Source organism: Pedobacter nototheniae, assembly GCF_032678625.1.
Lineage (GTDB): Bacteria > Bacteroidota > Bacteroidia > Sphingobacteriales > Sphingobacteriaceae > Pedobacter > Pedobacter nototheniae_A.
In genome coordinates this window covers 25,039-37,809 of the sequence record NZ_JAVTSO010000005.1, presented here as the reverse complement: position 1 = coordinate 37,809, position 12,771 = coordinate 25,039, and the positions used below count along the sequence as shown (strand labels likewise).

The 12,771-nt window shown below is 36.8% G+C and carries 13 protein-coding genes; 9 read left to right on the top strand and 4 right to left on the bottom strand.

Annotated elements, in window-relative coordinates; all coding sequences use genetic code 11:
- Position 1 precedes the first annotated feature (1 nt).
- The 5 genes from R2Q77_RS15015 (at position 2) to R2Q77_RS14995 (ending at position 5,239) form a co-directional block, all read left to right on the top strand.
- The gene (locus R2Q77_RS15015) at positions 2 to 802 is read left to right on the top strand and encodes an ABC transporter permease (RefSeq protein WP_316804547.1); all 801 of its coding nucleotides are present in this window, start codon (positions 2 to 4) and stop codon (positions 800 to 802) included.
- Between the two features lie 184 nt (positions 803 to 986).
- Complete coding sequence (locus R2Q77_RS15010; RefSeq protein WP_316804546.1) at positions 987 to 2,549, top strand: M28 family metallopeptidase; 1,563 nt, start codon at positions 987 to 989, stop codon at positions 2,547 to 2,549.
- 136 nt (positions 2,550 to 2,685) lie between these two features.
- The gene (locus R2Q77_RS15005; RefSeq protein ID WP_316804545.1) at positions 2,686 to 3,063 is read left to right on the top strand and encodes a BlaI/MecI/CopY family transcriptional regulator; all 378 of its coding nucleotides are present in this window, start codon (positions 2,686 to 2,688) and stop codon (positions 3,061 to 3,063) included.
- Entirely contained in the window at positions 3,060 to 4,766 is a 1,707-nt protein-coding gene (locus R2Q77_RS15000; RefSeq protein WP_316804544.1) for a TonB family protein, read from the top strand. The genes R2Q77_RS15005 and R2Q77_RS15000 overlap by 4 nt, the downstream gene beginning before the upstream one ends.
- 50 nt (positions 4,767 to 4,816) lie before the next feature.
- On the top strand, positions 4,817 to 5,239 hold the full coding sequence (locus R2Q77_RS14995) for an energy transducer TonB (RefSeq protein ID WP_316804543.1): 423 nt from the start codon (positions 4,817 to 4,819) through the stop codon (positions 5,237 to 5,239).
- A 608-nt stretch (positions 5,240 to 5,847) separates the two neighbouring features.
- On the opposite strand, the gene R2Q77_RS14990 is transcribed toward R2Q77_RS14995, so the two are convergent.
- From R2Q77_RS14990 to R2Q77_RS14980, 3 genes are all read right to left on the bottom strand, one after another.
- Positions 5,848 to 6,618: a succinate dehydrogenase/fumarate reductase iron-sulfur subunit gene (locus tag R2Q77_RS14990; protein ID WP_316804542.1), complete on the bottom strand. Its 771-nt coding sequence runs from the start codon at positions 6,616 to 6,618 to the stop codon at positions 5,848 to 5,850.
- 87 nt (positions 6,619 to 6,705) lie between these two features.
- Complete coding sequence (locus tag R2Q77_RS14985; protein WP_316804541.1) at positions 6,706 to 8,685, bottom strand: fumarate reductase/succinate dehydrogenase flavoprotein subunit; 1,980 nt, start codon at positions 8,683 to 8,685, stop codon at positions 6,706 to 6,708.
- A gap of 18 nt (positions 8,686 to 8,703) precedes the next feature.
- Positions 8,704 to 9,384 carry a succinate dehydrogenase cytochrome b subunit gene (locus tag R2Q77_RS14980; RefSeq protein WP_316804540.1) on the bottom strand — a complete coding sequence of 227 codons (681 nt, stop codon included), beginning with the start codon at positions 9,382 to 9,384 and terminating at the stop codon, positions 8,704 to 8,706.
- A 346-nt stretch (positions 9,385 to 9,730) separates the two neighbouring features.
- On the opposite strand from R2Q77_RS14980, the gene R2Q77_RS14975 reads away from it, so the two are divergent.
- The 3 genes from R2Q77_RS14975 (at position 9,731) to R2Q77_RS14965 (ending at position 12,173) form a co-directional block, all read left to right on the top strand.
- Positions 9,731 to 10,549, top strand: a complete 819-nt coding sequence (locus R2Q77_RS14975; RefSeq protein ID WP_316804539.1) for a DUF695 domain-containing protein — start codon at positions 9,731 to 9,733, stop codon at positions 10,547 to 10,549.
- Positions 10,550 to 10,577: 28 nt separating this feature from the next.
- A complete protein-coding gene (locus R2Q77_RS14970) occupies positions 10,578 to 10,961 on the top strand; it encodes a DoxX family protein (RefSeq protein ID WP_316804538.1) in 384 nt (127 codons plus the stop codon).
- Between the two features lie 81 nt (positions 10,962 to 11,042).
- Complete coding sequence (locus R2Q77_RS14965) at positions 11,043 to 12,173, top strand: thioredoxin family protein (RefSeq protein ID WP_316804537.1); 1,131 nt, start codon at positions 11,043 to 11,045, stop codon at positions 12,171 to 12,173.
- Positions 12,174 to 12,233: 60 nt separating this feature from the next.
- Here R2Q77_RS14965 and R2Q77_RS14960 read toward each other — a convergent pair whose 3' ends face one another.
- Positions 12,234 to 12,425, bottom strand: a complete 192-nt coding sequence (locus R2Q77_RS14960; protein ID WP_121952386.1) for a cold-shock protein — start codon at positions 12,423 to 12,425, stop codon at positions 12,234 to 12,236.
- A gap of 160 nt (positions 12,426 to 12,585) precedes the next feature.
- Here R2Q77_RS14960 and R2Q77_RS14955 point away from each other — a divergent pair, with 160 nt between their 5' ends.
- Positions 12,586 to 12,717 (top strand): hypothetical protein, encoded by a 132-nt coding sequence (locus R2Q77_RS14955; RefSeq protein WP_316804536.1) that lies wholly within the window; start codon positions 12,586 to 12,588, stop codon positions 12,715 to 12,717.
- The last annotated feature ends 54 nt before the right edge of the window (positions 12,718 to 12,771 follow it).

The window sequence follows — 12,771 nt, the reverse complement described above, 5'->3', positions numbered from 1 at the left end:
TATGCGCTCGCTATATATTTCTTTTGCTTCTGAATTTTACAAATCACGAAAAACTTTAGCCTTTTGGGCAGCCATAATTTTACCTGTTGTTATTTGCGGTTTAATTACTTTTGGTTTTTACAGCGGGGCTGATAAAATATTACCGCTTAAATATCCGCCAATGATTTTATGGTTCCGTTATATCGGGGCAGCCTTAGGTGTAATGGGTGTATTAATTTTGCCCTTTTATGTAATCTTTATGGCTTTCTCCGTGAACAACATTGAGCATAAAAACGACACCTGGAAAACCCTATTCGCTCAACCTCTAAATAAGTTTTCCATTTACGCAGCCAAATACCTGTATGCCGTAGTTTTAATCTTTATATGCTTAGTTCTGTTTAGTTTTTTAACCTTTGCATTCGGGCATTTATTACAGATTTTAGTTCCTAAATACAATTTTAATGGTTTCGATCCATCTGTAATATTAACTAAATTCTATCTTAAACTATTTCTTTCTTCACTGGGCATATTGTCTATCCAGTTTATTTTAAGTTTGGTATGGTCTGATTTTTTAAAGCCTATGGGTATTGGTTTTGTTGGAACCATTATGGGAATAATAACGGCAAATGTAGGTTGGAAATATGCATATTTAATTCCCTACAGTCACCCATCATTAGTTTTAAAAAGTAGTAGCGGTGCAAAGAAATTAGCCGACCCTGCCGATTTTCCAATTTTTACGCATGAAATTTGGACCAGCTTAACATTTGCTTTAGTCCTTTTTATCCTTGGTTATTTTATTGTATCCAGAAAAAGCATCAAATAAAAATTCGCTAATTAATATAATTTTTTAACTATCCGTGGTATTCATTTACTGCGGATTTTTTTTGCCATTCAACCCGGTAAAAAATCAAATGCAACTTGATAACGATGTAAAAATATCATTGGAAATCATTACCACTTGGTTTAAAGTGTAATTTTAAATAAAAAATCACCTAAACTATTCAAGTATGATTAAAAGACTTACAATAACCACATTAGCCTTTGGTTTTTGCTTTTCAGTTTTTGCACAGGATACTCCTGATGCAGCAATTGTTCAAAAAATAAGAAAAGAAGGATTAGAAAATTCAAAGGCTATGGATATTGCCTTTAATTTAACAGATGTTAACGGCCCGCGTTTATCTAATTCTCCAGGCTTAAAAAAAGCACAGGAATGGGCGATGAAACAATTAACAGACTGGGGTTTAAAAAATGTTCATTTAGAAGAATGGGGTACTTTTGGCAAGGGCTGGCAAATTGATAAGTATTATGCGGCAACCACACTTCCATATTACCATGCAATTATTGCTTCGCCAAAAGCCTGGACACCTGGCACCAATGGACCAATTAAATCAGATGTAGTTTTAATTAAAGCCGACAGCGTTGCTGATTTAGCGAAATACAAAGGAAAACTTGCAGGTAAAATCGTAATGATGGATCAGGGAAATCCTTTACAAAGTGGTATTAAACCTGATTTTGTACGTTATCCCGATACCACATTAGCAAAAATGGCGTCGGCAAAACCACAAGCAGCCGGAGATCGCCAGCGTTTCGGAAACGGCAACAATATGATGGCTCAGATGATGAAATTACGTGAAATCAGAGCGGCAATATCAGCAATGCTGGTTGAAGAAAAAGTTGGCTTGATTTTAACTTATGCCCGCGGTGGCCAGGGAACCGTATTTACAAGCAATGGTGCTTCTTACGCCCTTGATGCAAAACCTGTTTCTCCTGAACTGGAAGTTTCTGCAGAGGATTATTTACATATGTTGCGTTTGCTTCGTGCAGGTAAGCCGGTAGAAGTTGAAGCTGATGTTAAAACTTCTTTTTACGATCAGGATCCTAAAGGGTACAACGTAATTGCAGAAATACCCGGAACAGATAAAAAATTAAAAGATGAAGTGGTTATTATTGGCGGCCACTTCGATTCATGGCACGCAGCTACCGGCGCTACAGATAACGCTGCAGGCTCTACTGTAATGATGGAAGCCATGCGCATTTTAAAAGCCATTGATTTTAAACCAAAACGCACCATTCGCATTGCACTTTGGAGTTCAGAAGAGCAAGGTTTATTTGGCTCGAGAAATTATGTACTTAAACATTTCGGCGATCCTAAAACCATGGTTTTAACACCCGACCAGAAAAAAGTATCCGCTTATTACAACTTAGATAACGGAACGGGGAAAATCCGTGGAATTTATTTACAGGGAAATGTTTCCGCAGGTCCTATTTTTCAAAGCTGGTTAACACCATTTAATGATTTAGGTGCTTCAACGGTAACCGTAAGCAATACCGGAGGAACCGATCACCAGGCTTTTGATGCTGTTGGAATCCCCGGATTTCAATTTATACAAGACCCAATGGATTATAACACCAGAACGCACCATAGCAACCAGGATACCTACGACAGGTTAGTTGAAGATGATTTAAAACAAGCCGCAACAATTATTGCATCGTTTGTTTACAACACTTCGCAACGTGATGCACAAATTCCAAGAAAAGAATTACCGGTAGCACAAACTGCAAAACAATAACAATATCAACTCAATATTGAAGTCGGCTTAATGATTAGGCCGACTTTTTTTTACAAAAACTTGCAAAACTAAATAATTAGTTCTAAATTTAATCAGGGCAACATTACGACCCCATCCTTATTATTATAAAATTATTATGGAAATTAAAGATTTAACCAAAGCCGAAGAACAGATTATGCAGGTGTTGTGGCAGTTAGAAAAGGCATTTGTTAAGGATGTAATTGATGAGTTACCGATGCCAAAACCTGCTTACAATACGGTCTCAACGATTATCAGAATCCTGGAAACCAAAGGTTTTATTGGGCACGAAGCATTCGGAAAAGCACACCAGTACCACCCGTTAATCAGCAAGGAAGAATATAAGCGCCATGCAACAGAAAAGCTATTGGGAAATTATTTTGAGAACTCTGTAGAAAGCATGTTTTCTTTCTTCGTTAAAGAGGAAAAACTGGATTTAAGTGATGTGGATGAAATTTTAAAAATGATTAATAAAATTAAACATAAACCAAGATGAGTTTTGCCCACTACCTGCTACAGGTAAACTTATACTTAATTGTTTTTTTTGGTTGCTACAAATTACTTTTAGATAAGGAAACCTATTTTACTTTAAACCGCATTTACCTCGTTGGTGCGGGCGTTTTGTCTCTATGCATACCATTTATCAGATTAGAATGGCTAACGGAGCAAAAGGCAGCACAATCGGTTTACGCATCGGTAAACTGGGAAAGCGTTTTACAACAAGCAACGATTGTAACCGAAAATAAAACCGGTTTTAACTGGGGAAATTTACTGGTTTATATCTATTGTGCAGGTATTGTGTTTTTCCTCGGCAGATTGATATATAATTTATTTACCGTTAAAAAGCTCATTAAAACGGCTAAAGCAGGATCTGCTTTTTCTTTTTTCAGCAAAAAAATTATCGATACTGAACTTCCTGAAACAGATATTATCAATATCCATGAGGAAGCCCATATTAAACAATGGCATACCCTCGATATTTTGTTTTTCGAAATAATCGGCATAATAACCTGGCTTAATCCGGTTATTTACCTCTATAAAAAAGCAATTAAAAACATCCACGAATTTTTAGCGGATGAAAAAGCGGCCGAATTTCAGGGTGATAAGGCAGAATATGCAATGCTTATCTTAACTAAATCATTCGGAATATCTCCGAACGCCCTCGCAAATGGTTTTTTTGATAAGTCGTTAATAAAAAAACGTATTTACATGCTTCACAAAGAGCCTTCCAAAAAAACTGCCGTTTTTAAATACGGCATTTTTATCCCGCTCTTCGCAATTTTAATTGTATTCTCTTCTGCAACCATACGTAAAAACGAGAAATTAATATCCATTGCAGAGCAGATTCCGTTAGACAAGCCTATTGAGGTTGTGCAGGCTATTGTAACCGAGCCAAACCCAAGCACTCAGGCCGCAGCAAAAATCCCACAGGAAAATAGTAAGAATAAAAAACTTTTAAAAGAAACCCTGACAGGCCAAAAAAACATCATTAAATCGGCTACAGCAAAGCTACCTGAACCTTTAACGATTGAACAACCTGTTAAACAGAAAGAAGATAAGGTATTTGATTTTGTATCTTTAGATAAGGCGCCTAATTTCCCGGGTGGTATAAGTAAGTTTTATGAATATTTATCTAAGTCCATTAAATATCCTAAAGCAGCCCAGGAAAACAATATTCAAGGAAAAGTATTTGTAAGCTTTATTGTAGAACCCGATGGTAGCTTAAGCAATGTAGACATTACCCGTGGCTTAGGTGGCGGATTGGATGAGGAAGCGCTAAGGGTAATCGAAAAAAGTCCAAAATGGTTACCCGGATATGTTGCTGGTAATGCCGTTAGGGTAAAGTTCAATATCAATGTAAACTTTAGCTTAACTGATGATGCAGAAACTAAAGATTCGAAACCCGAACCGGCTTATAAAACACAAAACTTGCTGTATAAATTGAATAACTCGAATCCGTTAAGTTTTGGAAAATCTTATAAAGGAATAATTATTATGGATGGGGTTGCGCTGGCAGATACCAAAATACTAAACACGTTAAATCCTCAAAACATCGCCAGCATTTCGGTACTGAAAGATCAATCGGCAACCAGCCTATACGGTTATAAAGGAAGAAATGGTGCAATTGTAATTACCAGTAAGGCCACCAATTTTATTTTAACTAAAAAGCCTGAGGTTAAGGCGCCAGACGTGGATTAATGTAATTAAAACACTTCTTAAAAGAAATAATTAAACTAAATATAAATGTTATGAGAAAGCTGATCATTTTAGGCTTACTGGGGATTGTTATGTCCTTTAACCCGGTAAAAGCACAAACAAAAGGCAAAAAAGTTTATGATTTTACTGCCGTGGATAGCACACCTTCCTATCCGGGCGGAATTGCAAAGTTTTACGAATACCTGGGCAAAAACATTAAATATCCCGATGCTGCTAAAAAGAATAAAACGGCAGGCAAGGTATTTCTTGATTTTATTATTGAAGAAGATGGCTCTTTATCGAACATCCACATACTCAGAGGCCTTTCAAAAGAGACGGATGCAGAAGCGATCAGGGTTTTTAAAGCATCGCCAAAGTGGACCGCTGCAAGAGTTAAAGGAAAGCCTGTACGTGTAAAATACAACATCAATGTTAATTTTGCAGATCCTGAGGGCAAGCAAAGAGGAAAAAGTTAATTTTTTGCCAATAAACCTGTTAAACATCCTGATGGAAATGCCAAATAAACATAAAATTCGATTTTACAGAAGCTTAGCCATTTAAAAAAAATCTAATAACCTGAGTTCGATTATTAAATTCTCTTTTACCCTAATTTAAGCATATTCTTTGACGCCTTAATACGTTACCCTGAATTTATTTCAGGATCTTTCTCGCCAAAAAGACGCTGAAATAAATTCAGCCTGACGATGAGCTTAATCATATTGTATATAAAGGTAATTTTTGTAATTAATAATCGAACTTAGTTTAATCGCGCTTAAAGCACAAAACCCCAGCTAAAATAGCCGGGGTTTTATGTTCTCTCTCCTGTCTCGGAACACTAAATCTATCAAAATTTTAATTTATAAACAAATTTTGCCAAATAAAATTTCTAACGGAATCTGTATTTAATATGCTTACATAGAAATAAACAACCCCAAACGAATTATAATTTGCCAAAAATGGCTTATCCACCTTAATAATAACAACTTGCTGACTTGAATTAAAAAGCACCCAATTATTTTTAATAATTGCACAAAAAAACCCAAACTGCTTTCGCGATTTGGGTTTACAATTGAAGGCAATATTTTTAAACTTCTTCTTCTGAAACGAATTTCGCACTTGCAAAATCACGGTTCATACGGGCGATGTTTTCTAATGAAATTCCTTTAGGGCATTCTGCTTCGCAAGCACCGGTATTGGTACAGTTACCAAAACCTTCAGCATCCATTTGCGCAACCATACTTTGTACACGGCGGTAACGCTCTGGCTGTCCTTGTGGCAATAAAGCCAGCTGAGATATTTTTGCAGATACGAATAACATGGCTGAAGCATTTTTACAAGTTGCAACGCATGCGCCGCAACCAATACAAGCAGCAGCTTCAAAAGCAGCATCAGCTTGTTTTTTAGGGATTGGCAAATTGTTTGCATCCTGGGCATTACCGGTGTTTACCGAAATAAAACCACCTGCAGCAATAACCCTATCAAACGCAGAACGATCTACAGTTAAATCTTTTACTACCGGAAACGCAGCCGCTCTCCATGGCTCAACCGTAATGGTATCGCCATCTTTAAAAGAGCGCATGTGTAACTGGCAGGTTGTTACTAAATCCTTTGGTCCATGCGGACGGCCATTTATAAACATAGAGCACATACCACAGATTCCTTCACGACAATCGTGATCGAAAACGATGGGCTCATCACCTTTGTTAATTAACTGCTCGTTTAACACATCGAACATTTCTAAAAAAGACATGTCAGGTGAAATATCGGCAAGTTTATAATCTACCAAAGCACCTTTGGCATTGTTATTTTTTTGACGCCAAACTTTTAGCGTTAAGTTCATATTTCCTGTACTCATGATATTGAGATTTAAGTATCAAATAGCGAGAATCAATTATCAAGTTTTTTTAATCAAGCCTTGATACCTGATGCTTACGTGTTGCTACTATTTATAACTTCTTTGTGCTACTTTAATATTTTCAAACTTCAATTCTTCTTTATGAAGTTCGAAGTTTACACCTTCTTTAAACTCCCATGCTGCAACGTATGCGTAATTTTCATCGTCACGTAAAGCTTCGCCCTCTTCGGTTTGGTATTCTTCACGGAAGTGGCCACCACAACTTTCATTACGGTTTAAAGCATCAATACACATTAACTCTCCAAGTTCGATGAAATCGGCAACACGGCCTGCTTTTTCAAGCTCAGTATTTAATTCATCGGCCGTTCCAGGTACACGAACATCCTTCCAGAATTCTTCACGTAACGCCCTGATTTCTAAAATGGCTTCATTTAAACCTTTTGCATTACGCGCCATTCCACATTTCTCCCACATAATTAAACCTAATCTTTTGTGGAAATGATCGACCGATTTTGTTCCCTTAATGTTAATCAGCTGGTTTAAAATGCCTTTTGCTCTTTCTTCAGCTTCAACAAATGCAGGATGATCTGTAGGAATTGCTTTTACTGAAATCTCTTTAGAAAGGTAAGCACCGATTGTATAAGGAAGTACGAAATAACCATCAGCCAAACCTTGCATTAAGGCAGATGCACCTAAACGGTTGGCACCATGATCAGAAAAATTGGCTTCTCCTGTACAATATAAACCTTGTACACTTGTCATTAAGTTATAATCAACCCAAAGTCCGCCCATTGTATAGTGAACTGCAGGGTAAATACGCATTGGTGTTTCGTAAGGGTTTTCACCGGTAATCTGTGCATACATATCGAACAGGTTACCATATTTCTCCTTAATTACCTCTGTACCTAAGCGCATACAGGTTTCTTTATCAGGATTGTGATTACCGGCTTTAGAAGCTTCGATTTTACCGTAACGTTCTGTATTGGCTTTAAAATCTAAGTATACGGCTAATTTAGAACTACCAACACCATAACCAGCATCGCAACGTTCTTTAGCAGCACGAGAAGCTACATCGCGCGGTACAAGGTTACCAAAAGCAGGGTAACGACGTTCTAAATAATAATCTCTTTCCTCTTCAGGTATTTCAGATGCTTTACGGGGATCATCTTTTTGTTTAGGTACCCAAATACGTCCGTCGTTACGCAACGATTCAGACATCAGGGTTAATTTTGACTGGTGATCTCCCGATACCGGAATACAGGTTGGGTGAATTTGAGTGTAGCAAGGGTTTGCAAAATAAGCACCTTGTTTGTGTGCTTTCCACGCTGCTGTTACATTACTTCCCATTGCGTTGGTAGAAAGATAGAATACGTTACCGTAACCACCTGTTCCTAATACTACCGCATGGCCAAAATGACGTTCAATTTCGCCTGTAATTAAGTTACGGGCTATAATACCACGTGCTTTACCGTCGATTTTAACAACCTCAAGCATTTCGTGGCGGGTGTACATTTCTACTTTTCCCATACCAATCTGGCGTTCTAAAGCAGAATATGCACCTAATAATAATTGCTGACCGGTTTGACCTGCAGCATAAAAAGTACGCTGAACCTGAGTACCACCGAATGAACGGTTATCTAACAAGCCACCATATTCGCGGGCCAAAGGCACACCTTGCGCCACACACTGATCTATAATATTGGCACTTACTTCTGCTAAACGATGCACATTGGCTTCGCGGGCCCTGTAATCGCCTCCTTTAATGGTATCGTAAAATAAGCGATAAGTACTATCACCATCATTCTGATAATTTTTTGCAGCATTAATACCACCCTGAGCAGCAATAGAGTGTGCTCTGCGGGGCGAATCCTGGAAACAAAAACATTTAACTTTATAACCCATTTCGGCTAAAGTTGCTGCTGCCGAAGCACCTGCTAAACCAGAACCGACTATAATTACTTCTATACTTCTTTTATTCGATGGATTAACTAAAGGCACAGAAGACTTAAATTTAGTCCATTTTGTGGTTAATTCCCCTTCAGGTATATTTGAATTCAAATCTGACATATTCTTTTGTACTAAAAATTAACTAATCCAACCAAAGTAAACTGCAATCGGCATTGCCGCAAAAAGCAATGATATAATAATTGAATACCAAACACCCAAACCTTTAATGATACCATTATATTTTGTATGGTTCCAACCTAAAGTTTGGAAAGCTGAAGCAAAACCGTGTAATAAGTGATAACATAACGAGATCATTGCCAACGTGTAAAGCACCACAATTAAAGGGCTTTTAAACGTTTCACGCATTACGGCATATAAATCTTCATGTCCGTTTGAATCAACCGTTGGGATTCCGGTAAAACGCGAAACAACCCAGAAGTTAGATAAGTGAACAATTAAAAAAATCAGCAATAAAGTGCCAAGCAAGCCCATTGAACGGCTATACCATTTACTATTTGCCTGACCATCGTTTACAGCATATTTAACCGGCCTTGCCTTTTGATTTTGCAACGTTAACCTTAACGCCTGAAAAATATGCGCAAGCAAACCAATAAACAACACAATTTCGCCAGCCCGGATAATCCAGTTGGAGGCCATAAAATGTGCGCCAATGTTAAAAGTTAAACCACCATCGTTAAAAAAGATTAACGCGTTGATGAAACAATGTACTACCAAGAAAAGTACCAGGAATAAACCTGTAATACCCATTATGAATTTCTTCCCGATTGAGGATGAAAGAGCATTTCCGAAACCACTCATTTGATTAGGATTTTAATAACTATTTTCTGCAAAAGTATCTAATTATAGCTTTAATTTATAAAGCATTATGACAAAACAGCGATAAAGTATTTATTTAGAAACATTCTAAAGCGGTTTTGTTAAAAAACAGAAGTAAATTGATTATTTATGATTTGATTTAGATTTGTTCTGGCTTTCTACAGCTTCTGCCAGGTCTTTATGATTCGTGTTTTAGAATTAAATTCCTAATTTAGTTTGCTGATTTTACGAATTAATTTATAATTAAAAACTGCTCTTTTCATGGCATAAAAAAGTGGAGAGCGAAAAATACAATAGCAATAGCTACGCGGAAAATTAAAAACAGATTATGGGAATTTTTGATAAACTTTTTGGGGATAAAAAACAGCCTGAACAAGAAAATCCGGCTCAACAAACTCAATATATTGAAGATTGGGATACCTATTTTACCAATGTAGATCACCAGCTTGGATCCATTATGGTTGATTTGGGACTTATTAAAATTGCTCCCATTGCTGAAAAACCTGTATTAATCTGGATTTCCATAAAAATGAAAGCACCGAGAGCGGATGGCTTATCATCAAACGAAGAAAGTGAACAGTTATACGAAATTGAGGATCACCTGGCGGCACAGCTAAAAAACAAATTCGACAGCATCTATATTGGCCGCCTTACTTCTGAGGGAAACCGTGATTTATATTTTTACTTTGACGATAGCTTATTATATGATAAGGCCATAGCTGATGTAATGGTTAATTACCCAACGTATGAATATGATTTTGGCACAAAAGAAGACCCGCAATGGTCGGTTTACCTCGACTTCTTATTCCCGCTGCCACCACAATACCAGGCCATACAAAACAGAAGGGTTTTAACAAACCTCGAAAGTCATGGCGATGACCATAGCAAAGCCAGGGAAGTAGACCATTATTTATACTTCACTACTGAAGAAGGTAGAGAAAATTTTGTAGCCGCCATTGAAAATAACAGCTTTAACGTCAGGAATAAAGAAACTAAAACAGAAGGCAACCATCGTTACATGCTTCACTTAACCATTACAGAACCTGTAGATTACGACAATATAAACGAACGAACCATAAATTTATCAGAAAATGCGGCCAGTTTTAATGGCATTTATGATGGTTGGGGTTGCCCGATTGTTAAATAATTAAAAAAGCTAAATAACCTCTTCATTCATGAACCCTAAAAACAATGCATTATTGCTGGTGCGTATAGCCATAGCAATGATTTTTCTTAGCCACAGTTTACACGGAATATTTAACGGTACGGTTAATGCTTTTGGCGAATCTTATTTAAACACGGTTGGCTTTAAGCCTTTCGGTGTATTTTTGGCCTGGGCCGTTATACTCTTCGAAATCGTAGCTTCCCTGCTCATCTTAATCGGGAAGTATATACAATGGGTAAGCCCGGGCTTAATTCTGATTTTAATCACCGGAATTATCTTAGTTCATTTAAAAGAGGGTTGGTATGTAGTAGGCCCCGGCAGAAACGGCATGGAGTTTAGTTGTGTGCTCATTTTATTGCTGATAGCCATTTCCTTACCGGATAAAAAACATTAATATATTTTCTAAGAATCATAATGGGAAACTACAAACAACAACTAAATTTTTAGTTATATTGCGATAATAAATGTAGTTCTGATGAAAAAATATTATTGTTTACTTTTTCTTTTTACGATATTATTAGCTGCTTGCGAACCAAAACCTGCATTATTTAAATTGCAGACAACAGATTTTGGCAAAAATGCAGTGATTGGCATTTATGGTGCCGATAATGGAGAAATTTATAGCGTTCAGAACATTACCAACACTAAACAGAATTTTAAAATTAACATCCCCAATAAAGGTTATGCAGCCATTAGGGTAAATGATGGCCAAAAAGAAAGTCAATTTTGGATGTACCTTGAAGATGGTGAATTTACCTTTCATTTAAATGGCAATCAGATTCAGGTTTATCCGGTAAGAACAACAACCAACAAAAAAGAGCAGGAATTTATTGATTTCTACAACATAAAAAATGGGATGAGCACAGGCTTAACCGATAGCCTGGCTAAAGCAAAGCTGGAGATGGACAAGGCAACCACGGAAACCATAGCGTTGAAAGCACAAAACCTGGACATTTGGCAAGAAAAGAAAGCGGTTTTGGATTTAGAAATTATCCGTGCTTTTTCGAAGAAATTTCCGAATTCGGAGCATACCATATTTTTGCTGGATAAACTTGGACGGACAGATTCAGACCCTAATATTTACCGGTCGATTTTCAATAACCTGAATGAAGATATTAGGGAAAGTAAAGCAGGTAAAAAATTACTGGAACAGATTAATCAATCCGGCCAGATGATGGCAGGAAGCAAAATGCCGGAAATACAAGGGCAAAATCAATCTGGCGAAAAATTTAACCCTAAAATTTTAAAAAAAGTAAATCTCATTATTTGCTGGACTTCTTACAGCTGGAAAAGCAGGACAAACAATAAAATCCTGACTGCTCTTTATAAAACCTATCAGGAAAAGGGCCTGAATGTAGAATTTATTGGTGTTTCTTTAGATAAGAAAAGAGATTGGTGGTTAAATGTTATTAAAGAAGACCAGTTAATATGGCCACAATTTTCGGATTTAAAAGGCGAAAAGTCTCCTAATGCAAAAAACTTAAGCAATTACAACATTACCTATTTCTTTTTGGTTGATAAACAGGGAAATCTTTTATCCAACAACGATCTGAATATAGATTTTGTTGATGACGAGATTAAAAAGAATTTAAAATATATAAAATAAGGGCACAAAAAAAGTCCCGATTTGCATCGGGACTTTTTACGATTTATGTGTTGAGTTTTATTAAGCTACTTTAACATTTACCGCGTTTAGGCCTTTTCTTCCTTCTTCTACGTCGTAGGTTACAGAATCATTCTCGCGAATGTTATCGATTAAGCCTGAAGCATGAACAAAAATTTCGGCATCGCCATTTGAAGGTGTGATGAATCCGAAACCTTTAGTTTCATTAAAAAATTTTACTGTTCCTTGTTGCATTGTATTCTATTTAATTTTGACAAAGATACTGTTAAATACCTATAAATCAATTTTTTATTTTAAAAATTGATTTTTTTGCTAAATATATTGATTAATTGTCTGTTAAGGCTATTTTACGGCCCTATTTAATCCGTCAACACTCGATGTATCTTCAGGTTTAATGAGTAAAGCACGTTCAAAACATGCTTTTGCTTCTGCATTTCTGCCTAAAAATAGCAGCGACCAACCCAGTATTCCCGCACCAGGCCCAATTGTATCTTTACCAACTGCAAGGATAGGTTTAATCCTTTAGGCTTGGTATCCTGTAAGCCTTTTAAGGAAGCCATTACACTTTTATTATGCCTTA

Bases quoted from the DNA above. Each gene is read 5' to 3' on its own strand.
- R2Q77_RS15015 (WP_316804547.1), top strand. From the start codon at position 2: ATGCGCTCGCTATATATTTCTTTTGCTTCTGAATTTTACAAATCACGA.
- R2Q77_RS15010 (WP_316804546.1), top strand. From the start codon at position 987: ATGATTAAAAGACTTACAATAACCACATTAGCCTTTGGTTTTTGCTTT.
- R2Q77_RS15005 (WP_316804545.1), top strand. From the start codon at position 2,686: ATGGAAATTAAAGATTTAACCAAAGCCGAAGAACAGATTATGCAGGTG.
- R2Q77_RS15000 (WP_316804544.1), top strand. From the start codon at position 3,060: ATGAGTTTTGCCCACTACCTGCTACAGGTAAACTTATACTTAATTGTT.
- R2Q77_RS14995 (WP_316804543.1), top strand. From the start codon at position 4,817: ATGAGAAAGCTGATCATTTTAGGCTTACTGGGGATTGTTATGTCCTTT.
- R2Q77_RS14990 (WP_316804542.1), bottom strand. From the start codon at position 6,618: ATGAGTACAGGAAATATGAACTTAACGCTAAAAGTTTGGCGTCAAAAA.
- R2Q77_RS14985 (WP_316804541.1), bottom strand. From the start codon at position 8,685: ATGTCAGATTTGAATTCAAATATACCTGAAGGGGAATTAACCACAAAA.
- R2Q77_RS14980 (WP_316804540.1), bottom strand. From the start codon at position 9,384: ATGAGTGGTTTCGGAAATGCTCTTTCATCCTCAATCGGGAAGAAATTC.
- R2Q77_RS14975 (WP_316804539.1), top strand. From the start codon at position 9,731: ATGGGAATTTTTGATAAACTTTTTGGGGATAAAAAACAGCCTGAACAA.
- R2Q77_RS14970 (WP_316804538.1), top strand. From the start codon at position 10,578: ATGAACCCTAAAAACAATGCATTATTGCTGGTGCGTATAGCCATAGCA.
- R2Q77_RS14965 (WP_316804537.1), top strand. From the start codon at position 11,043: ATGAAAAAATATTATTGTTTACTTTTTCTTTTTACGATATTATTAGCT.
- R2Q77_RS14960 (WP_121952386.1), bottom strand. From the start codon at position 12,425: ATGCAACAAGGAACAGTAAAATTTTTTAATGAAACTAAAGGTTTCGGA.
- R2Q77_RS14955 (WP_316804536.1), top strand. From the start codon at position 12,586: ATGAGTAAAGCACGTTCAAAACATGCTTTTGCTTCTGCATTTCTGCCT.